The following is a 20,582-nucleotide window of genomic DNA, read 5'->3' as shown; positions in this document are numbered from 1 at the left end:
ACCCCCCGGATCATCAACAACAAGGGGGGGAAGTCATGCCGGACCCGAAGGCCGGAGGCCCCATTGCGGAGCCACGAAAAAGGTAACGGGGGGGGTGGCGCGCGAGCCCATGGCCCGCGCGCCGCCTGCCCTGCTCTCCTCGGTCCTGCTCTGCCCGGGCGTGCCCTGCCGTGCCCGGTCCTGCTCTCAGGCCAGGACCTTGGCCTTCGCCTTCTCGAACTCCTCGTCCGTGATGGCGCCCTGCGCCTTCAGGTCCGCGAGCCGCGCCAGCTCGTCGGTGGCACCACCGCCCGCAGGGCCGGTCCCGGCCGTCTTGCGGATGTAGTCCTGGAACGCCGCCTCGGAGGCCTTGGCCTGCTTGATGTCACGCTGCCCCATGCTCTTGCCCCGGGCGATGACGTACACCAGCACGCCGAGATAGGGGAGCACGATGCAGAAGATCAGCCAGCCTGCCTTGCCCCAGCCGCTGAGGTCGTGGTCCCGGAAGATGTCGCTGATCACCTTGAAGAGCAGGAAGAGCCACATGATCCAGAGGAAGAACCACAGCATCGTCCAGAAGACGTTGAGGAGGGGGTAGTCGTCCATTCCTGCACACTCCGTTCTCACGCGGGACAGGAAGGCCCGCGTGGGAGTGAGTCTCGTCCAGGCACCGCGCTCCCGCATGTCGTGGCGGCCCGGCGTGCGGTCCGCCCCGCTCCGTGTTCGGATGGTGGCCGAGGACCGCACGAGGAACGGAGGGTCAAGGGGCCGGTGGAATGTGTCGTACTCGTTTTCCCGGGGGAGCGGCTGAAAGTGGCGGCGGTGACGGCCGTCGCGGATCTGCGCAGAGCGGGCCAGGTGCGGCTGATCGACTCGCTCGTCGTCGCCAAGTCCGTCTCGGGGGAGGTGTCCACCTCCGAACTCGTCGAGTACGAGGAGTACGACGAGGCCACCGCCGTGATCGGGCCCGAGGCGAACCTGCTCGGACCCGAGGACGCGGCCGAGGCGGCCGAGACCCTCGAACCGGGCTCCTGCGCGCTGATGCTGCTCGTCGAACACCTCTGGGCCGCGCGCACGGCGGAAGCGATCCGCGAGGCCGGCGGCCGTGTCTCCGCGAGCGTGCGCATCCCGCCCGACCATGTCGACCAGGCGCGTGACGCCTCCCGCGAGGCCGTGGCAGCAGCGGCCGGAAGGAGCTGACCGATGCTCATGCGACGCCGTCCCCTCGTCCGTCCGGTCGTCCGGCCCCGCGGAGCGCCTCTGCTGCGCGGCGCCCTCGTGGGTGGCGCGGCCTACGCCGCCGGCCGCAGTTCCGCCCGCTCGGCACGCCGCGAACAGGACCAGGAGGAGGCCATCGCGACCTCCAGTCGCAGCAGCAGCCGGCCGCCGCACCTCCGCCCCCGGCCGCGCCGAGCCCGCTCCCGCCCGCCGCGGCACCGGCGTACGGAGCGGCACCCACGGTCACCGACCAGTTGATCCGGCTCGGTGAACTCGCCCAGCAAGCCCTGCTCACCCCCGAGGAGTTCGCGGCCGCCAAGGCGAAACTGCTCGGCGTCCGAGGGTCGGCGTCAGGGGCGGCGCAGTGCGGCCAGCGCCTTGTCCGCGTGCGCGCTCATGCGGAGTTCGCTGCGCACGACCTCCCGCACGCGCCGGTCCTGGCCGATCACGAACGTGATCCGCTTCGTCGGCGCGAGCGAGAAGCCGCGCTTCACGCCGAAGAGGTCGCGCACGGTTCCGTCCGGATCCGACAGCAGTGGATAGCCCAGGGAGTGGCGCTCCGCGAACTCCAGCTGCCGTTCCACCCCGTCGGTGCTGATGCCCACGGGCAGGGCGCCGGCGGCGCGGAACTCCGTCGCGAGATCGCGGAAGTGGCACGCCTCCGCGGTGCAGCCGGGGGTGAGGGCCGCCGGGTAGAAGAAGAGGACGACCGGCCCCTCGGCCAGCAGCCCCGAGAGGGAGCGAGGGGTGCCGGTTTCATCCGGAAGGGTGAAGTCCTCGACAAGGTCACCGACGTTCATTGAGGGCCGTCCCCGATCCATCCGTAGCCGGCCCCCGGCGCGTCCGGTGGCCGGCCGGTGACGTTACCGCAGAGTACGAGATCCCGTAACCCCGGAATCCCTCAGGGGACCGGCTCAGCCGGCCGGCTGCGGAACGCCGCCGCGTGCCTCGGCGCGCCGGTCGAGGACGGCGAGGGCCCGCTTACCCCAGCGCAGGTTCTCCTCCTCGAAGAACCGGCCGCGCATCAACGTGAGATACGGCCCGATCCGCTCAGCCTCGCCGAGATACGTCTCCTCGTCCCGCCCGTCGAGCATCCGCTCCCGCATGCGGTCGTAGCGGGCCAGCTTGGTCCTGGCCGTTTCCATCCGCTGCGCGACGAAACCCCTGACCGCTTCCGTGTCGGCCTCGTCGCAGGCCTGCACCTGGACCATCAGCTCGTCGCGGATGGCGCTCGGGCGCGGCGGCGCCGACGTGTAGGTGTACAGGTCCTGCCGTCCCGGCTCCGTGAGGCTGAACATCCGTTTGTTCGGACGCCGTTCCTGCTCCACCACGCGGGCCGTGATCAGACCGGCCTCGGCGAGCCGCTCCAGCTCGCGGTAGAGCTGCTGCGGGGTGGCGGCCCAGAAGTTGGCGACGGACACGTCGAAGATCTTGGCCAGGTCGTATCCGGAGGCCTCGCCCTCCAGGAGCGCTGCGAGGACGGCGTGCTTGAGCGACATCCGGACACGCTAGCAGCCCGTTGATTAGTTTCCTCCGTACCTATTCAACGGGTGGGTGACCCCGCGCCCCCACCCGTGGTCCCGGCGCGCCGTGCCGACCGGTGGGGGCTCTTCACTGGCACCTCGCTCCCGCGCCTGCCTAGGGTGGAGGGAGCAGGCCGTGGGGGAGAGATCCAAGGGGCAGCGCGATGGGCAGTGACACGTTCGTCTACACCACCTACATCCGGACGACTCCCGACGAGCTCTGGAAGGCACTCACCGACCCGGAGCTCACCCGCCGCTACTGGGGCGTGGCCTTCGAGTCGGAGTGGACCCCCGGTGCCCCGATGGTGTGGGACGAGGGCGGACGCAGGACCGCCGACCCCGAGCAGGTCGTCGTCGCCGCCGAGCCCGGCCGTCTCCTCTCGTACACCTGGCACACCTTCACCCCGGCATGGGCGGAGGCCGTCGGCCTCGACAGGGAGGTGTACGCGCGCCTGGCCCGGGAGCGCCGGTCCCGTGCGACCTTCGACATCGAGCCCTCGGGCGACACCGTCAAACTCACCGTCACCCACGGCGGCCTGGAATCCGACGGCATCATGAAGGACCTGATCGGGGAGGGCTGGCCCGCGCTGATCTCCAGCCTCAAGTCCCTGCTGGAGACGGGCGAGGAACTTCCCGAGCCGCCCCGCTGACCTGCGGCCGGTCCCCTCACTGGCCCATTCGAGTCGTCTGCGTCCCCACTCCGCCGCCACGCCCGGTGTCTTGATCATCTTTTCCTCCTTTCATCCGTTTTGATGCTGCGGTCGGCGACCCACGCCGACGCAGCCGTCAGGAAGGGGAGGGTGTCCGACGTGTCGTCACTCAGATACGTGCGGGGGTGGGGAGCGTTGTCCCTGGCGGTCGGAGTCGTCCTGGTCGCCACGGCGGCCCAGTCGCCAGCCGGCCCCGACGCGCTCCCGGCCGGGGCTCAGGACTCCACGGACGTGATCTCGGTGGACGGCTGCCCCACCGGCGTCCTGTGCTCCGCGCCCCGCCACACGGTGGCCCTGAGCGGCGAACGCACCCTCACGGGCCACCCCGTCGTGCTCGGCGCGCTGGCCACGGGACCGGTCTCCCTGCGGCTGCGGACCCCCGGCCGGCTCGGCGACGTCACCGTGACCGACGGGCGCGGCCGCCAGGTCGCGGGAGCGGCCGGCGAGGACGGCACCCGCTGGACGAGCGTCAACGCCCTGGCCGCCGGAGGCCGCTACACCGCCCGCCTCGTCGTCGAACGACCCGGCGGCGGCGCCGGATCGGCAGTGCCCCACCGGCATGTCGCCCGCCTCGAGTTCCGCACCCCCGCCGCACCCGCCGGAGAACGACTCACCGTCACCTTCGGGCCGGCCAGCGGCGGTACGTACGGCGTCGGCCGGCCGATCACCGCCGAACTCAGCCGACCCGTGCCGGCGGAGGACCCCTCGGCCCGCCGTCTCGTCGAGCGCTCCCTCCACGTCCGCGCCGAACCACGCGTCGAAGGCTCCTGGCACTGGGTCGACTCCGACACCCTGCACTACCGGCCCCGGGCGTACTGGCCCGCCCGTGCGACCGTCCGCGTCCACAGCGGCCTGGACGGGCTCCGCGTCGACGGTGACCTCTACGGCGGACCGTCACGGCCCCTCACCCTGACCACGGGAGACCGTGTCGAGGCCGTCATCGACGTCTCCACCCTGCAGATGACCGTGTTCCGTGACGGCCGGGCGATCCGCAGGATCCCCGTGACCACCGGGAAGGCCGGCTACCGCACCCGGGGCGGCATCAAGGTCGTCCTCGGGAAGGAACCCCTCGTCCGCATGCGGGGCGACTCGATCGGCATCGCGCGCGGCAGCCGCGACTACTACGACCTCAAGGTCCGTTGGGCCACCCGGGTGACGTGGAGCGGCGAGTACCTGCACGCCGCGCCCTGGTCCGTCGACGCGCAGGGCAGCGAGAACGTCAGCCACGGCTGCACCGGGATGAGCACGGAGGACGCCGCCTGGCTGTTCCGCACGGTCCGCGAGGGCGACCTCGTCCGGGTCGTCAACGGCTACCGGGAGCCGATGGCCCCCTTCGGCAACGGCTTCGGGGACTGGAACCTCAGCTGGGCGGAGTGGCGGCGCGGCAGCGCCCTCACGGATCCGGCCGTCACCGCCGGCCCCTCGGCCAGGGAGAGCTCCCTGCGCCCCGCGCTGTGAAGCCGTACGCGCGGACAGGGCCGCGGCCGACGTGATCGCGCCACGCCGAGCGCTCCGCGGACGCCCCAGGCCCCGTACGCCTCGGTGATACTGACGTCCTGTCTGTCCGTTCGCCCACCCGCTTGCCCACCCGCCTCCGCCGTGCCCAGGGAGCTTCGATGCCGGACGTCACCAAGGTCGAGGTCGGGGACGCGACCCTCTTCGTGGAAGCGCGACGACTCGGCCCCGACAGCGAACTCGAAGGATTCGGCGACCGGCTGCCGGACCTCTCGGCCGTCACCGGCGCGCTCGCCTCCTTCGCCGGGCAGATCGGCGAGGCGCTCGACCGGGCGGCCCCCGACCGGGCGACCGTCGAGTTCGGCTGCCAGCTGGGCCTGGACGCGGGCAGACTCACCGCCCTCGTCGTGCAGGGCAGCGCCAACGCCAGCCTCCGCGTGACTCTCGAATGGACGAAATCGCCCCGCTGATACGAGGGGAGTTCGGGGTCTCGTTACTCCTTCCGGGTGCTCGCGGCTCCCCCGGTCCCCGGCTCCGTCGGTTCGTCCGGGGTGGGCGTGCCCGCCGGAGCCGGTGCCCCGAGCATCAGCCGGGGGCGCTGCTGGAGTCCGGCGCCGACCAGGACGCCCATGGCGATCGAGGCGACGGTGATCACCATGCCGACCATGCTGTCCAGGCCGCCGCCGGTGTCGCCCGCCACGATGATCTCCGAGATGCTGGTGAGGCCGACCGCACCGGGGACGAGCAGCCAGAAACAGGGTAGGAACACGACCTGGTCCGGGGTGTGCGAGCGGCGCGCGACCCACTTCGCCATCGGCGGCAACAGAGCTCCCGCGGCGAATGCGCCGAACGTCGCTCCCGCGAACTCCGAGGCCACCGACTGCACGAACCGCTCGACGAGCAGCGCGCCCAGGAGCCAGACCGTGAACCGCGGCGGGGCGGAGAAGTACAGCAGGAAGCCGAAGCCGAGGAGCAGCACGCCGACCCACGGCGCCCAGGCCCCGAGCGTGTCCGACGCGGGCCCGCCGGACGGGCGTGGGCTCAGCAGCTCGGTACCGACGAGGATCCCGATGGCCAGGAGCAGGAGTACGTTCGCCGCGCCGGCGAGCCGGGCGATGCCTGAAAGGGCGGCCCCGGTGGCGAGTTCGATGGCGCCGAGGGTGAGCGCGGAACCCGGCAGGAAGGCGATCAGCGGGGGGATGTACAGGACCGTGGGCGCCTCGTGCAGGAGCGGGCCGGCCCACCGCAGCGAGGCCGTCGTGACCAGGATCGCCGCCACCACCGGCAGGGCGGTACGGGCGGCCGGCAGCCGGTCGCCGAACAGGCGCAGCAGCCCGACGCCCGCGCCGAGCGCCGCGTACCCGATGACGGCGGGGACCGTCGCGTGCCGCATCGAGCCCAGGCCGACGGTGAGCAGGATGTAGCCGAGGATGGTGGCCGAGGGGCTGAACCGTTCGGGCTTCGCCCTGAGGTCCCGCAGAGCCCGGCGAGCCTCCTCGAACGGCACCTCCGCCGTACGCATCCGCTCGACGAGCGACTGCAGCGCCTCCACCTGATCGAGCCGCAGGTCCGAGCCCTCGACGGGGGCGAAGTCCAGCTCGCCGCCCCGGCCGTCGACCCCGCCGCCGACCCGGACGAACAGCCCCGTGGGAACCACGAAGCTCCGCGCCCGCATGCCGTAGCGCGCGGCCACGTCGTGCAGCGCGCCCTCGACCTCGGCCGTCCGCTCCCCGGCGCGCAGCAGGTCGGAGCCGAGCTCGCACAGGAGTGCGGCGAGATCCCGCAGCCGCTCACGGGCGGCGCCCTCGGCCTCCGGTACGGTCACGGTCTTTCCCCGTCGCCGGGGGCGCAGCGCGGCCGCCCGCCGGGTGAGACCGCGCACATCAAGACGGGACAAAAGGCGCATTCGCGCACGTTAGCAGCGCATTAGGGCCCTCACATCCCTCCTCGGGCCGGGTCGTGGCCAGGCGGCCGGATCCCGACCGCCCGCCAGGCTCTACCTGTACTCGACGGTGAGAGTCACCGGCGTGTCCCGGTTCACGAAGAGGTACGCGTTCCCGGTCGGCGCCGACGCGAAGCCGAGCCGGAACTGCGTGACACCGCCCCGGTTCAGCGCCGCGAGTGCCGCCGCCGACAGGTCCTTCGACACCGCGCTCCCCGAGGTGAACGCGGGGATCTCGGAGCCGCCCGCCACCGACGCCGCGGCCGACCAGTCCGAAGGCTCCACCGCACACCCGCCGAAGCAGCCCGTGCGCACGTCCACCACCAGCCGGTTGCCGGCCGGCGAGGCCCATGGATCGCCCGCGCCGCTCGACCGTGTGACGGTCAGCCAGGCCCGGGTGACCTCCTTGCCCGCCGGGACGCGCGACGTGTCGAAGGAGACCACCGAGCGGTTCACCCTGCCGTCCGTGCCCCGGCCGAGCGCGAGACCGTACAGGTCCTCCAGCGTGCCCACCGCCGCCCCGGATCCGTCCGCCGCCGCCTTCACGTACCCGTCCTCGGCGTCCGTGCTGGTCAGCATGGTCCGCTCCGCCGCGGGCGGCGGCGTCGAACCCCCGCGCAGCGCCCGCACCATGCCCATGACCGCCTCGATCTGCTTTCCGCCGTGTCGCGCGTAGGCCGCGTCACCGAGGTAGCCCCACCAGTTCCAGCAGCCGTTGGGGTTTTCCAGGGTCGCCGTCGGCGCCGCCTGCGGATACAGCACGACCATGTCGTTGGTGTCGGCGTACTCGTTCAGATACGCGCCCTCCACGAACCGCGTGCCGAAACCCTGGTACGCGTACCCCTGCTTGCAGCCGTGCAGCGCCACGAGGAGCTTGCAGCGGGCCCCGCCCGCGCAGGACGCCGGCACGTACGCGAATCCGTCCTCGCCCATCGAGAGCGCCGCCGCCGAACCGCCCGGAGCGTACGCGTCCTGGTCGAAGCGGATCAGCGAACCGCCTGTCCCGGAACCGGGCGCCGCGACCGACCCGAAGAGGTGTCCGAGCAGCGCTCCCTCGGCATCGACGCCGCAGTCGTTGAGGTACGGGCTCTGCGTCACCGTGCAGGAGTTGGGGCCGAGCGGCGTGACCCAGGCGTGCCCGGCCGCCGTGGACCGGTCGTAGCGGACCCGGGCGCCGAAGCGGCCGTAGTAGTCGGCGAGCGCGTCCGCGACCGGTCGCTTCACGGTCGAGTCGTTCGAGCCGCTGAAGACGTACACCGGGTCGCCGGCCAGGTTCTCCACCGGGTCGACGAGGCCCTGCGCGGACCGGTCGCGGGTGGTCTGCTCCAGGGCGCCCAGCTGAAGGCTCTGCGTCGTGTCCATGCAGGCGTTGAGCGCCGTGGGCAGCGAGCCGCGGGCACAGTCGTACGGCCCGGACGCGAAGGCCGCCGACCCCTCGAACGTCCCGGAGTAGGCCACGTGCAGCTGGGTCGCCATGTAGCCGCCGGAGGAGACGCCCGCGCTGTACACGGACCCGATGTCGTATCCCTGGAGCGTGCCAGGCACAGGCGGGGGAGCGGCGGCGCCGGCCGGGACGGCGGTCGGGAACAGGGTCGCCGCGGAGCACAGCAGCAGCGCGGCGAAACGGTGTGGCCCGCGGTGGCGGGTGGGACGGGGTGAACGCATGGGGTCTCCCGGGCGGCTCGGTCCTGACGGAGGGTCGGCCGGGAGGCTACGGCCGGGCCGCGGCCGCCCTCCATGGGCCAGGACGCCACAAACCCTCCGGGCCGGTATGGCGGCCCGTCACCTGGCCGCCGCGCAGGCCTTTGTTCGAACCCCGGCCGCACGAGCTGCGAGGATGGCGTCATGGAGCACCAGGAGAAGAAGGACCCGCTGGCCGAGGCGGTCGCCCTGCGCGAAGAGGGCCGCAAGGAGGAAGCGCGCGAACTGCTCGTCGCACTCGCCGCCCGCCGGCCCGACGACGCCGAGGTCGCCTACCAGACGGCCTGGGCCCACGACGTCCTCGGCCTGGAGGCGGAGGCCGTGCCTTACTACGAGCGCGCGCTCGCCGCAAGCGGGGACGGAGCCGGGAACGCAAGCGGGAACGGAGCTGGGGAAGCGAGCGGGGCCGGAGCTGGGGACGCGAGCCTGGCCGGAGACGACATCGGAAGCGGGATCGGCACCGGTACCAGGACCGGGCTCACCCCCGACGACCGCCGCGGCGCCCTCCTCGGACTCGGCAGCACCTACCGGATCCTCGGCCGGTACGACGACGCCGTCACGCTCCTGACCGCCGCCGCCGAGGAGTTCCCCGAGGACGGATCCCTCCGTGCCTTCCTCGCCATGGCCCTCTACAACACGGGGCAGCACCACGAGTCCGTCCGGACGCTGCTGCGCCTGCTGGCCGCCACCAGCGACGACCCGTCCGTACGCGCCTACAGGCAGGCCATCGAGCACTACGCTGAGGATCTCGACGCGACCGAGTGACCCATGGCCCCGGCCGCGTACCCAGGGGGTGCGTCAGTCGTTCACGGCGGTCAGGAGGACCACCGCGTCCTCCAGGGCCGTCAGCCCGTGCCGTTCCTTGGGGATCATCCGCAGTGCCTGCGCCGACAACTCCTCCGCCCACCCCGCCGTCGTCAGTTTCACCCGGCCCCGCAGGACCTGGAGGCTGGCGGCCGGAGGCCCGTTGTGCTCGTCGAGGGACGTGCCCGACGTCAGGGCGATGACGGACTGCCGGAGCACCCCGTCGTGCATGACCAGATGGGCGCTGCGTCCGTGCGGATCGGAGCGGGCCGCGGCCAGGTGCTCGTCGGCGAGCGCGGTGAGGTCCAGGATCATGTCTCTCCCTGCGGGGTGCTCTCCTGCAAGACGGCCCCCTACGGGGTCGTACCCCCAGCCTCCCGTGTGGCGTCCGGGCCGCAACTCGGGACCGCCGGTCGCACCACGAACGCCACCACGAGACCGCCGACGGCGACGAGGGCCCCCGCCGCGAGCAGGGCCGCGGACCAGCCGTACGCCGTGAAGAGCCAGGTCCCGGCGAGCGAGCCGAGGGCCCCGCCGCCGAACGACGCGAGCATGAAGACCGTGTTCACCCGGGCCGCCACCTCCCGGCCGATCGCGAAGATCCGGGCCTGACTCGCCACCTGGCACGAGCTGACCCCGACGACCAGCAGATTGGCCCCGGCCACGAGGGCCACGGGGGAGTACGGGGCGAGCCACGCCACCCCGAGGCCGAGCCCGGCGGCCGCCAGACCCGCGGCGTTCACCGCCCGCGCCCCGAACCGGTCGGAGAGCGGTCCGGCCGTCGCCGAGAGCAGCGCCGCGGGCAGGGTCAGCACCCCGAAGAGACCGGCGACGCCCGGCCCGAACCCGAGGGGCGGAGCCGCGAGATGGAACGCGAGCACGGCCCAGAAGACGCTGAACGCGGCGAAGACGCATGCCCCGAGCAGCGCCGAGATCCGCAGCTCCCGGTGGTCGGCGAGGAGCCCGGGCAGCCCGGCCAGGAGCCGGAGGTACGAGGAACGGCGCCGGTCCACCGGTGGCGTGCCCATCCGCTCGGGCAGCCGTCGGGGCAGGACCCACAACAGCACCGCCGTCGCCGCCGCGGCCACCAGATAGGCGGCGCGCCAGCTCCCGCTCGCGTCGGTCACGGCGCCCGAGACCGTACGGGACAGTGTCGAACCCAGCGTGAGGCCGAGACCGACGAGCCCCACGACCCGGCCCTGCCGCCCCGGGCCCGCGAGCACGGCCGCCACCGGGGTGAGGATCTGCGGCAGCACCGTCGTGGTGGAGAGGGCCAGCGTGGCGAGCGTCAGCGTCATCACGTCCGGCGCGGCCGCGCCGACGAGCAGCGAGACGCAGGTCAGCGCGAGCAGCACCGAGGTGAGCCGGCGCAGCCGCGCGGTGTCGGCGAGCGGCACGAGCAGCAGGATCCCGCACGCGTACCCGATCTGGGCCGCCGAGGCGACGAGGCCGGCCGTCCGCTCCGAGACCTCCAGGCCGCGCGCGACGGCGGCGAGCAGTGGCTGGGGGAAGTAGATGTTGGCGACGGTGACGGCCCCGGCCACGGCGAAGAGCAGGACGTTCACGGACCGGACAGGGGAGGCGGCGGACGGGGACGTGGGGGAGGGCACGGGTGCGGCGGCGGGGCTCGGTTCCACGGACTCTCTTCCGGAGGGGACGGCAACGCCTCCAGGCTCCTCGCCGCCACGCCCGTCGAACAAGATGAGATCATCGAATCGGCGTTGAGCCACGCTAAACGATCACGAGGGGGTCCGATGCTCGAGCGGTACGAACTGGAGGCGTTCCTCACGCTCGCCGAGGAGCTCCACTTCGGGCATACAGCCGAGCGCCTCGGCGTCTCCACCGGCCGGATCAGCCAGACGGTCAAGAAGCTGGAGCGGCGCGTCGGCACGCCGCTCTTCGCCCGCACCAGTCGAAGCGTCCACCTCACCCCCGTCGGCCTGCGCCTGTACGAGGACCTGCTGCCCGCCTACCGGCAGCTGCGCACCGCGCTCGAACGCGCCACCGAGGCGGGGAGGGGCGTCCACGGCAGACTGCGGGCCGGCTTCGCCACGCCCTGGTGCGGCGAGCTGCTGACGGCCGCCGCCGACACGCTGCTCGCCCGCTACCCCGGCTGCGAGATCACGGTCCGGGAGGTCCCGCTCGACGGCGGACCGGGCCCCCTCAGGGACGGCACCCTCGACGTCCAGTTCGTCTCCTTCCCCGTCCGCGAACCCGACCTCACCACCGGCCCCGTGGTCGTCGCCGAGGACAGGGTCCTGCTCCTGCCCGTGGCGCATCCGCTGGCGAGCCGGGCGTCCCTGGGGCTCGAGGACCTCGCCGGGCTGCCCCTGATCGCCCCCGAGGGCACGAGCTCCCGCTACTGGCGCGACCACCACTACCCCCGCCGCACCCCGTCGGGCGCCGCCGTCGGCCGGGGGCCGGTCGCGGCGACCTGGCAGGAGGTCCTCTCCCACGTGAGCGCCGGCCGGGGCGTCACCCCAGGCGCGGCGCTCGGCGCCCGTTACCACCCTCGCCCCGGCATCGCCTACGTCCCCCTGCGTGACGCCCCGCCCGTCGAGTACGGCCTGGTCTGGCCCACGGCGGCGGACTCCGCGCTGCTCAGGGCCTTCGTCGAGGCCGTCGGCACGTCACGGCGCTGACCCGTCGCCCGGAGTCCGCGGAGGCGGGTCGGCCGGAGCGGGTACGGATGCGGGCGGGGACGGTAGGGATGCGGGCAGGGGCTCGGATGCGGGCGGGGATCCGGGTGCGGGCGCCACCAGGGCCCCCGTCAGGTGGTCGTACGCCACGTGCGCGTGGAGCCGGACGCCGGTGACAAGGGTGTCGTCGTCCGCGTAGAAGAGCGGGTTGTGGTTGGTGGCGAGCCCGCGCCCGCCCGCCACCGGCACGGGCCTTCCCGACGGGTCGAGCGCCGCGTCCTGGACGCCGAGCATCACGTACAGGCCGCCGAAGCGGCGGACGAACTCGGAGACGTCGTCGTACCCGAGCGTCCCCCCGGTCTCCACCACCCGCTCCTCGCCCACGACCCGGCGGAAGGTCGGCAGTGCCGACTCGACCCACGGCCGGCTGTTGTGCACGGGCGGCACGGACTGCAGGTACTCGACCGTGGCCGTCGCGCCGTACGCCGCCGCCGAGTGCTCCACGAGGGTGGTCAGCCGTCGCTGGACCTCCGTCATGTCCGACCCGACCGCGCACCGGACCGTGCCCCACAGCGTCACCGTCTGTCCGATGATGTTGAACCGGCCGACGTCCTCGACGTGCCCGAAGGAGACCGTGACCGGGGCGAAGGCCGAGACCTGCCGGTAGAGCTGACCGACGCCCGTCAGGACCGACCCCACCGCCGGCATCGGATCGACGCCTTCCCAGGGCGTGGAGCCGTGCGTCTGCTTCCCGGTGACGACGACGCGGACGAGGGTGGAAGCGGCGTACTGGTTGCCGATCCGGTAGCCCACGTACCCCTTCGGGTAGGGCGTCACATGCAGGCCGAAGGCCATCGTCGGCGCCGGATCGGCGAGGGCGCCCGCCTCGACCATGGCGCGCGCCCCGCCCTCCTCGGTGACCGGCGGGCCCTCCTCGGCGGGCTGGAAGACGAACAGCACCGTACCCGGGAGCCGGTCGCGGACCCCGGCGAGCACCGTCGCCGCGCCGAGCAGCATCGCCGTGTGGCAGTCGTGCCCGCAGGCGTGCGAGACGGGGTACGGGCCGCCCGGGTAGTCCGTGTCCACGATGTCGGAGGCGAACTCCGCCCCGCACAGGTCCTTGACCGGCAGCGCGTCCAAGTCCGCCCGCAGTGCCACGACCCGTCCGCCGGGTCCCGCTGAGCCGCGCAGGACGCCCACGACGCCGTGCCCGGCGATGCCGGTACGCACCTCGTCGAGGCCGAGCGCGCGCAGCTCGTCCGCCACCATCCGGGCCGTGTTCACCTCCCGGTTGGACAGCTCCGGATGCCGGTGCAGATGGCGCCGCCAGGCCACCACCCGGTCCGCGACCCTCGCCGCCCGCTCGTCCAGTTCGCCGTGGATCGACTCCGTGCTCAACGGGGCTCCCTCTCGTACAGGCTCCTGCCGTGGCCATGGGGACCGTGCCTCACCAGCCTCCCACGCGGGGGTGTCAGCGGCCTGTCAGGTCGGAGAGCGTGAAGTCGTCCGGCAGCGGTGTGCCGAGCTCGTTGAGGGCGGCGACGAGCTTCTTCTCCTCGTACGTGAAGTGCGACTCCACCAGGGCGATGAGCCCGTCCAGTTCGCCGCGCACCCGGCGTACCTCCGCCGGATCCTGAGCCGCCCCCGATTCCGTGTCCGTCGGCAGCCCGTCCAGCAGGCCCTGGAGTCTGCTCAGGACCTCCTCGACCTGCTCGTGGTCGCGCGCGAGTTCGTCGAGCACCGGCCGCAGCGCCGGGTAGGCCTCGGCGAGGACGGGGAAGACGCCCTGGTCCTCGGCGGTGTGGTGGCGGGTGAGCGCGGTGCAGAAGGCGAGGCAGTGGGCCCGGAGGTTGCGGGGGCGGTCGCCGCCTTCGGAGAGGAAGGAGTCCACGTCCTCGCGGAGGCGGGCGAGCTCCTCACGGAGCCAGAGGTGCACGTCCACGAGCTGGTTGCCGAACGCCGCGAGGCGGTCGCCCGGTTCGGAGGCGGTGGTCATCCCCGCATGATCGCACCGGGGCGGAACGACGGACACCCCTCGTACGGAACGGTACGGGGGGTGTGCGGCCTTGGCCGAGGCCGGTGCGGGCCGGTGCGGGGCGTGGCGGTGTCAGCCGGTGAAGACCTCGATCAGCGACCAGATCGCGAGGCCCGCCATGACCACGCCGCCGACGCGCTGCACCGTCTTGAGGGGCACGCGCTTGGCGATGAACCGGCCGGCGACCAGGGCGAGGGCGGAGACGCTCATCAGGGCGGCGAGCGAGCCGATCGCAGTCGACCAGGTGCCGTTGGTGGCGGCGAGGTTGGCGGTCGTGATCTGGGTGAGGTCACCCCACTCGCTGATGAAGACGGCCATGAACGCGGTCGAGAAGACCGGCCAGAAGCCCGTCACCGTCCGGCCGCCCGTGTCGTCGTCCTCGTCGTCGTCCCCGCCGCGCAGCAGCACGAAGGCGCCGAAGCCGAACAACAGGGCCGAGACCAGTTCGACGCTCCAGTCGGGGAGCAGCCCGAGCAGGCTGCCGGCTCCCACGGCGATGGCGACATGGGCCAGGAAGGCGGTCGAGGTGCCGATCCAGACGTACAGCGGACGCATGCGCGTGCCCATGGCGAGGGACGCGAACATCGTCTTGTCGGGAAGCTCGGCGAGAAAGATCAGCCCGAAGGCGGTGAGGATCGCCAAGGGGTCGAGGTGCATACCGGGGCTCTCTGCTCGGTCCGGGCCCGTGGGCTCCGCACCTGGAAGGCGACGGGAGGACCACTCGGCCCGGCATGACGGACCACGCCCACGGAGACGTGGACGCGGTTGATGCCTGGCCGAAGGTCTCGCCCGTCCACGTCGTGCGTGGACCCGGTCACCGGGAACCCGGGGGCTCCAGTGTGTCGACGACCGGTTCGCAGGGCTACTCCCCTTCGCTGTCCGTCAGTGTAACCGAACAGGGTTCGAGCGTGGGTAGACACTGTCTACTCGATCTTGGTAGACAGTGTCTATGCATCAGGAGAACGAAGGACACGACGAGCCGGGCGACGGCCTGCGCGGACGGCTCGTCCGGGTGGGCGTCGAGCTGGTGAACGCCGAAGGCGCGCATGCCCTGTCCCTCCGCGAGATCGCCCGCAGGGCGGGCGTCTCCCACGGAGCCCCCCGCCGCTACTTCCCGACCCACCTGGACCTCCTGTCGGCCATCGCCCGCCAGGGCTTCGCCGAACTGGCCGACCGCCTCGCGGAGGAGGACCGGGAGGACGCGGGGCCACGCGAGCGGATCGCGATCCTCGCCCGCGTCTACCTCGCGTACGCCGGGACCCGGCGCGGCATGTACGAGCTGATGTTCCGCCACGACCTGCTCGAAAGCGGCCGGCTGGGACTGCGCGAGACGAGCCTGCCGCTCTTCGCCCACCTCACCGGACTCGTCGCCCGCGCCACGGGCGCCGACACGGGGGCTGACGCGGCACTGCGCGCCGGCGCCCTCTGGGCCAACCTCCACGGCATCGCCCAGCTCTGGCACTGGGGCAGCCTCCGCCTCGCCACCGGCGCCACCGACGGCATCGGCGGCACCAGTGCCACCGGAGCCACCGACGACCCGGCCCCGCTCCTCGCCGCCGCCCTCGACGCGCACCTCGGTCCCGCGGAGCCCGCCCCGTGACCGCTACGGACGCACGCCGCGCCTCGACCCTCGCCTGCAGCGTCGTCGGCGCCGCCGTCGTCGCCCTCGACGGCACCGTCCTCACCGTCGCCCAACCCGCCCTCCAACGAGACCTGCACGCCGACGTCGGACAGGTGCAGTGGACCAGCACCGCCTACCTCGTCGCCGTCGCGAGCCTCCTCGTCTTCGCCGGCCGCCTCGGCGACCGCTACGGCCACCGCCGCGTCTTCGCCGTCGGCGCCCTGGGCTTCGCCGCCGCCTCCGCCGGCATCGCCCTCGCCCCCGGCATCGGCGCGGTGATCGCGCTGCGCGTGCTCCAGGGGGTGTGCGGGGCGCTCCTCCAGCCCGCCACCCTCGGCATGCTGCGCACCGCCTTCCCGCCCGAGCGGCTCGCGACGCCGATCGCCGTGCGCACCGCCGCCATCGGCCTCGCCGCGGCGGCGGGACCCCTCGTGGGCGGCGTCCTCGTGTCCTCGTACGGCTGGCGCGCGGTCTTCCTCCTCGGCGTGCCGCCGACGCTCGCGATCGGCCTGCTCGCTCTGACCGGTCCGGAACCGCGCGCCGACGTCCCCGCGCGACGCCCCTCCTCCGGAACCGCCGCGCTCGACCCGCTCGGCGCGGTCCTGCTCGCCGCGGCCCTCGGCCTCCTCGTACACGGTCTCGTCGACGCGTCCCGTCCGGGTGGATCCGGAACCCCCGCGCTCGTGGCCGCCGTCGCCCTGACCGCCGGAGCCGCGCTCGTCCGGCACGAACGCCGCGCCCCGCACCCCCTCCTGCCGCCGGAGCTGATGCGGAGCGTGCCCGTCCGCGCTGGTCTCGCGGCGCTCCTCGCCGCCTCGGCCGCCCTCTTCGGGACACTGTTCGTGGCGACGTACTTCCTCCAGGACGTCCAGGGCCTCGACCCGCTCGGCTGCGCGCTGCGCGTCCTGCCGCTCGCCGTCCTCATGGTCCTCGGCGCACCCCTCTGCCCACCGCTCCAGCGCCGCTTCGGCCCCCGGCGTACGGCGACCGCGGGCGCGGTCCTGCTCACGCTCGGCGTCCTGCTGTTCTCCCGGCTCGACGCGACGGCCTCCGCGGCCTCCGTCGGCACCGCCGCCGCCCTCCTCGGGGCGGGCTTCGTCACCCTCATGGTCACCGCGACGTCCGTCGTCGTGCACCGCGCTCCCGCCGCCCATGCCGGCGTCGCCGGCGGCCTCCAGCAGACCGCCATGAACATCGGACCCGCGCTCGGCGTCGCCACCGCGACCCTGCTCCTCGCCCTCGTCCCGGACGCCGGCTTCGTCCCGGACCGGGGCGCCGTCCTGCCAGCCCTCACCGTGATCGCGGCCCTCGCCCTCCCCGCCGCCCTCGCCCTGCCCGACACGGCACACCACCGGGGGACACGCCAGGGTCCGACGCCACCCGAGCCCCGACGACGGTTCTGCGTACGATCATGAAATGCCCGACGTCGGCCACCGGCGCCCGCCCGGCAGGGCGGAGCGCAGACAGTTCAACCTCGGTCGCGCCCTGCCGTTCCTGATCCTCACCGTGACGGCCGTCGTCGACACCCTCACCCCCGACAGGGAGCGCTTCGAGCGCCTCCTCGTCGCCGCGCCCGCGCTCGCCGCCGTCACCTGGAGCGTGCGCGGGACCATCGGCATCGGGCTGCTCGCCATGATTGTGCGTGCGCTGCTCCACCTGGGCCGTGACGAGGCCCTCGTACCGGAACTCCTCGCCAGCGAGGTCGTCCTCGCCCTCGTCACCGCCACCGCGGCCTGGGTCAGCCGGGTCCGCACCCGCTACGAACAGGACCTGCGCGAGGTGACCGCCGTCGCCGAGGTCGTCCAGCGCGTCGTCCTGCGCCCGTTGCCCGGCCACCTGGGCCGCTTCGACCTGCACCTGCTCTACGTCGCGGCCGCCGCCAAGGCCCGGATCGGCGGCGACTTCTACGAGGCCGTCAAGGTCCCCGGAGCCGTACGGATCATGCTCGGTGACGTCCAGGGCAAGGGCCTCGGCGCCGTCGAGACCGCCTCCGTCCTCCTCGGCGCCTTCCGGGCGACCGTCAACGAGACCCCGGACCTGGCTGCTCTCGCGGACACGCTCGACGAGGGTCTGACGCGCTACGGCGGCTGGGACCCCGAGTCCGACGCCGCCGAACGCTTCGCCACCGTCGTCCTCGTGGAGCTCCCCGACGACCAGGACATCGCCCGGTTCCTCAGCTGCGGCCACCCCGCCCCCCCTGATCCAGCGCGGGGCCGAGGTCACGCCGGTCGCCTTCGCCGACCCCTCCCTGCCCGTCAACCTCGCGGGCCTCGCCGAGAACCATCACCGGATCGAGGAGGTGCACTTCGGGCCAGGGGACCGGATGCTGCTCTACACGGACGGCGTGAGCGAGACCCGCGACCGGGCCGGCACGTTCTACCCGCTGGTGACGCGCCTGAGCGGCTGGGCGCGGGAACCGGCCGCCGAACTGCCCGGTCTCCTGCACACCGATCTCGCCGCGTACGGCGCCGACGGCCTTGACGACGACGTCGCCGCGCTGCTCGTGGTCCCCCGGGCGAGCCCGGCCGAACCGCCTCCTCCTGACCACCCGCCGCACCCATCTCGGCGTCCCCAAACATGGGGTTCGGGGCGGCTTGTGTCGTTCGCGCACGGTTACGTGACCCGTGCGCCGTTCGTGCGCTCTGGCCGCTCCGACCCTCATACGTGAGGCTTGCGACCGTCCGCATCGCGGACGGTCTGCAGTCCACTCGAGAGGAACGGGTGCACGTGCCCCAGGACAACCCCTTCACCCCCGGCTCGTTCGAAGACTTCCCCGGCTTCCCGGACGGCACGGTCGGTCTCACCGCCGCCGACACCACCCGCATCGCGGGAAGCGGAAGTGGTCTCTGGGCAGCCGACGGAACGGTGAACCCCGACGCCGTCCGGCTCGGCCAGACCCTCGCCACCGCACTCCTCGGCGGCGGCGACACCGGCCTCGCGAGCGCCGAGGCGCTGCTCCCGGCCGAACTCGCCGCGCACCTCGAAGAGGTCCGCGGTGTGGCCTGGCCCTCGTACCACCGCATCGAGGTCGCGGAAGACGTCCGGCTCTCCGCCTTCAGCCTGTACCAGCTCGGCCCCGGCCCGCATCCGCTCGTCATCGTCCCGGCGGGCTGGACCCCGTTCGGCTGGCCGCTGTTCCTCTGGGCGTACCTCAGCCTCGCCCGTCGCGGCTACCACGTCATCGCCTACACACCCCGCGGCCTCGGCATTCCCGGACTGCCCTCCACGTCCGAGGGCTTCGTCGACATCGCGGGACCCCACGACTGGGCCGACGGCTCCGCCGTCATCGACTTCGCCGTCCAGCACTTCGGTCCGAGCACCATCGGATTCCTCGGCGAGTCCTACGGCTCCGGCATCAGCCAGCTCGTCGCCGCCCACGACGACCGGGTCTCCGCCGTCGTCGCCCTCAGCACCTGGGGCAACCTCGCCACCAGCCTGTACGACAACAAGACCCGCCACCTCGCGGCCGTGAAGGCGCTCATCTCCCTCACCGGCGGACCGGTCGAGGACAAGTTCGACGAGGGCAACCAGCAGGTCCTCGCCGACTTCCTGGCCGACCGGAACCTCGACGAGGTCGTCAAGTGGGGCCGGAAGCGTTCCCCCGAGTCGTACCTGCCCCTCACCAACGAGAACGACACGCCGACCTTCTTCTCCAACACCTGGCACGAGAGCCTCTTCCCGGTCAACCAGGTCCTGACGAGCTTCGAGGGCCTGCGGGTGCCCAAGCGGCTCAACCTGTGGATCGGCGACCACGCCGCCCCCGAGGGCCCGGCGCTCATCGGCACGGAGCCCCGCAAGGTCAACATCCCCATGGAGGAGGCGTACGCCTGGCTCGACCACCACCTCAAGGGGGACCACAACGGCGTCGAGTACTGGGAACAGGTCTCCAGCCAGGTCATGTTCACCTACGTCACGGAACCGGTCACGGATCCCGGCACCGGCGAGCCGACCGGGGAGAACCGGATCGTCGAACCCGCGATCCGCGAGCCCCGTGCCGACTGGAGCGAGGTCACCACCGGCGTCCAGGTGTTCGGCCTCACCGGCGACGGCGCCGGCGGTGCCGACGGCCTGCTCGTCCCGCGCGCCGACGAGCAGCCGGCCCCGCCCGAGGAGACCGGCTGGCGGCGCGCCTTCGTCGCGGGCGTGGACACCGAGGCCACCGCCATGGATCTGCCGCTCATGAAGACCGGCCAGGCGGAGTGGGCCGGCAACCCCAAGATCTACGACACCCGCAAGATCGACCGCCGGCACGCCGTGGCCTGGACGACCGAGCCGCTCCTCGCGCCCGAGGGGGAGGGGCGGGCGGCCCGCCGCGTCCGGGGGATCCCGCGCCTGCGCCTCACGGTCCGCTCCACCGCCACATCGGCGGGGCTCGTCGCCCACCTCCTGGACGTCGCCGAGGACGAGACGGCCCGGATCATCACCCATGAACCGCTCAACGTGTACGGCCTGACGCCCGACCAGGACACCACCGTGACCTGGCGGCTCCAGGCCGCCGCGTACGACATCGCGGCGGGCCACCGGCTGATGCTGGTCGTCGACAGCATGGACCCGCTGTACGGCGGTGCCTCCATCACCTGGACACAGACCGCCTTCGGCTCCCCGGAGGGCGAGCCGTCCTTCCTGGAACTGCCCCTCGGCTGAGCGGGGGAGGGGGTATCGGGGGTGGGGACGGGGGACGGGGGCGCGGTCGGACACCGCGCCCCCATCCCTCACCTCACGCCGGTCACACAGGTCAAACGAGTCAAGCGGGTCACTCCACGTGCCTGCGGCAGACCAGCGGGGCCTCGGACCGGACGCGGCGGCGCGGCGCGGTGCTCGACGCGTGCACGTGCGCCTCCTCTCGGCGGAGGTCCCGCTCCCCCCCGTTACCTTTTTCGTGGCTCCGCAATGGGGCCTCCGGCCTTCGGGTCCGGCATGACTTCCCCCCCTTGTTGTTGATGATCCGGGGGGTG

At 73.0% G+C, this 20,582-nt stretch carries 20 protein-coding genes and 1 pseudogene; 11 read left to right on the top strand and 10 right to left on the bottom strand.

Annotated elements, in window-relative coordinates; all coding sequences use genetic code 11:
• Positions 1-186 precede the first annotated feature (186 nt).
• Positions 187-585 carry an SHOCT domain-containing protein gene (locus ACWFR1_RS37675; RefSeq protein WP_453559936.1) on the bottom strand — a complete coding sequence of 133 codons (399 nt, stop codon included), beginning with the start codon at positions 583-585 and terminating at the stop codon, positions 187-189.
• A 207-nt stretch (positions 586-792) separates the two neighbouring features.
• On the opposite strand from ACWFR1_RS37675, the gene ACWFR1_RS37670 reads away from it, so the two are divergent.
• Complete coding sequence (locus ACWFR1_RS37670; RefSeq protein ID WP_453559934.1) at positions 793-1,179, top strand: DUF6325 family protein; 387 nt, start codon at positions 793-795, stop codon at positions 1,177-1,179.
• 368 nt (positions 1,180-1,547) lie between these two features.
• Here ACWFR1_RS37670 and ACWFR1_RS37665 read toward each other — a convergent pair whose 3' ends face one another.
• Both ACWFR1_RS37665 and ACWFR1_RS37660 read right to left on the bottom strand, forming a co-directional pair.
• Complete coding sequence (locus ACWFR1_RS37665) at positions 1,548-1,997, bottom strand: peroxiredoxin (protein ID WP_453559931.1); 450 nt, start codon at positions 1,995-1,997, stop codon at positions 1,548-1,550.
• Positions 1,998-2,111: 114 nt separating this feature from the next.
• Positions 2,112-2,696, bottom strand: coding sequence for a PadR family transcriptional regulator (locus tag ACWFR1_RS37660; RefSeq protein ID WP_453559929.1), 585 nt, complete (start codon positions 2,694-2,696; stop codon positions 2,112-2,114).
• A gap of 188 nt (positions 2,697-2,884) precedes the next feature.
• Between ACWFR1_RS37660 and ACWFR1_RS37655 the strand changes: the two genes are divergently transcribed.
• The 3 genes from ACWFR1_RS37655 to ACWFR1_RS37645 all read left to right on the top strand — a co-directional run bounded on the left by ACWFR1_RS37655 (position 2,885) and on the right by ACWFR1_RS37645 (position 5,355).
• A complete protein-coding gene (locus ACWFR1_RS37655; RefSeq protein ID WP_453559927.1) occupies positions 2,885-3,370 on the top strand; it encodes an SRPBCC family protein in 486 nt (161 codons plus the stop codon).
• Between the two features lie 159 nt (positions 3,371-3,529).
• Positions 3,530-4,888, top strand: coding sequence for an Ig-like domain-containing protein (locus ACWFR1_RS37650; RefSeq protein WP_453559924.1), 1,359 nt, complete (start codon positions 3,530-3,532; stop codon positions 4,886-4,888).
• Positions 4,889-5,046: 158 nt separating this feature from the next.
• A complete protein-coding gene (locus tag ACWFR1_RS37645; RefSeq protein ID WP_453559922.1) occupies positions 5,047-5,355 on the top strand; it encodes a CU044_2847 family protein in 309 nt (102 codons plus the stop codon).
• Positions 5,356-5,378: 23 nt separating this feature from the next.
• Here the strand turns inward: ACWFR1_RS37645 and ACWFR1_RS37640 are convergent, their stop codons facing one another.
• Together ACWFR1_RS37640 and ACWFR1_RS37635 are read right to left on the bottom strand one after the other, a co-directional pair.
• The gene (locus tag ACWFR1_RS37640) at positions 5,379-6,710 is read right to left on the bottom strand and encodes a threonine/serine ThrE exporter family protein (RefSeq protein WP_453559919.1); all 1,332 of its coding nucleotides are present in this window, start codon (positions 6,708-6,710) and stop codon (positions 5,379-5,381) included.
• 171 nt (positions 6,711-6,881) lie between these two features.
• Entirely contained in the window at positions 6,882-8,492 is a 1,611-nt protein-coding gene (locus tag ACWFR1_RS37635) for an extracellular catalytic domain type 2 short-chain-length polyhydroxyalkanoate depolymerase (RefSeq protein WP_453559917.1), read from the bottom strand.
• 180 nt (positions 8,493-8,672) lie between these two features.
• Here ACWFR1_RS37635 and ACWFR1_RS37630 point away from each other — a divergent pair, with 180 nt between their 5' ends.
• On the top strand, positions 8,673-9,293 hold the full coding sequence (locus ACWFR1_RS37630; RefSeq protein ID WP_453559915.1) for a tetratricopeptide repeat protein: 621 nt from the start codon (positions 8,673-8,675) through the stop codon (positions 9,291-9,293).
• Positions 9,294-9,326: 33 nt separating this feature from the next.
• On the opposite strand, the gene ACWFR1_RS37625 is transcribed toward ACWFR1_RS37630, so the two are convergent.
• A complete protein-coding gene (locus ACWFR1_RS37625; protein ID WP_453559913.1) occupies positions 9,327-9,647 on the bottom strand; it encodes a cupin in 321 nt (106 codons plus the stop codon).
• A gap of 38 nt (positions 9,648-9,685) precedes the next feature.
• Positions 9,686-10,969: an MFS transporter gene (locus ACWFR1_RS37620; RefSeq protein WP_453559910.1), complete on the bottom strand. Its 1,284-nt coding sequence runs from the start codon at positions 10,967-10,969 to the stop codon at positions 9,686-9,688.
• A 117-nt stretch (positions 10,970-11,086) separates the two neighbouring features.
• On the opposite strand from ACWFR1_RS37620, the gene ACWFR1_RS37615 reads away from it, so the two are divergent.
• Complete coding sequence (locus tag ACWFR1_RS37615; RefSeq protein WP_453559908.1) at positions 11,087-11,974, top strand: LysR family transcriptional regulator; 888 nt, start codon at positions 11,087-11,089, stop codon at positions 11,972-11,974.
• On the opposite strand, the gene ACWFR1_RS37610 is transcribed toward ACWFR1_RS37615, so the two are convergent.
• The 3 genes from ACWFR1_RS37610 to ACWFR1_RS37600 form a co-directional block, all read right to left on the bottom strand.
• Positions 11,963-13,369 carry a M20 metallopeptidase family protein gene (locus tag ACWFR1_RS37610; protein ID WP_453559905.1) on the bottom strand — a complete coding sequence of 469 codons (1,407 nt, stop codon included), beginning with the start codon at positions 13,367-13,369 and terminating at the stop codon, positions 11,963-11,965. The genes ACWFR1_RS37615 and ACWFR1_RS37610 overlap by 12 nt on opposite strands.
• A 73-nt stretch (positions 13,370-13,442) precedes the next feature.
• Positions 13,443-13,967 carry a hemerythrin domain-containing protein gene (locus ACWFR1_RS37605; protein ID WP_453559902.1) on the bottom strand — a complete coding sequence of 175 codons (525 nt, stop codon included), beginning with the start codon at positions 13,965-13,967 and terminating at the stop codon, positions 13,443-13,445.
• A gap of 111 nt (positions 13,968-14,078) precedes the next feature.
• Entirely contained in the window at positions 14,079-14,663 is a 585-nt protein-coding gene (locus tag ACWFR1_RS37600; protein WP_453559900.1) for a TMEM165/GDT1 family protein, read from the bottom strand.
• Positions 14,664-14,955: 292 nt separating this feature from the next.
• Between ACWFR1_RS37600 and ACWFR1_RS37595 the strand changes: the two genes are divergently transcribed.
• The 5 genes and pseudogenes from ACWFR1_RS37595 to ACWFR1_RS37575 all read left to right on the top strand — a co-directional run bounded on the left by ACWFR1_RS37595 (position 14,956) and on the right by ACWFR1_RS37575 (position 20,271).
• Entirely contained in the window at positions 14,956-15,606 is a 651-nt protein-coding gene (locus ACWFR1_RS37595) for a TetR/AcrR family transcriptional regulator (RefSeq protein ID WP_453559897.1), read from the top strand.
• Positions 15,603-17,042 (top strand): MFS transporter, encoded by a 1,440-nt coding sequence (locus tag ACWFR1_RS37590; protein ID WP_453559896.1) that lies wholly within the window; start codon positions 15,603-15,605, stop codon positions 17,040-17,042. The genes ACWFR1_RS37595 and ACWFR1_RS37590 overlap by 4 nt, the downstream gene beginning before the upstream one ends.
• 1 nt (position 17,043) lies before the next feature.
• Positions 17,044-17,763, top strand: a pseudogene (locus tag ACWFR1_RS37585) (PP2C family protein-serine/threonine phosphatase); the annotation flags it as partial.
• Between the two features lie 61 nt (positions 17,764-17,824).
• Positions 17,825-18,295: a SpoIIE family protein phosphatase gene (locus ACWFR1_RS37580; RefSeq protein WP_453559939.1), complete on the top strand. Its 471-nt coding sequence runs from the start codon at positions 17,825-17,827 to the stop codon at positions 18,293-18,295.
• 59 nt (positions 18,296-18,354) lie between these two features.
• Positions 18,355-20,271: an alpha/beta fold hydrolase gene (locus tag ACWFR1_RS37575; protein ID WP_453559893.1), complete on the top strand. Its 1,917-nt coding sequence runs from the start codon at positions 18,355-18,357 to the stop codon at positions 20,269-20,271.
• Positions 20,272-20,582 lie beyond the last annotated feature (311 nt).

Source organism: Streptomyces sp. NPDC055103 (assembly GCF_053607625.1).
The sequence above is the reverse complement of the archived record's forward strand: the minus strand, read 5'-3'. Positions and strand labels throughout refer to the sequence as shown.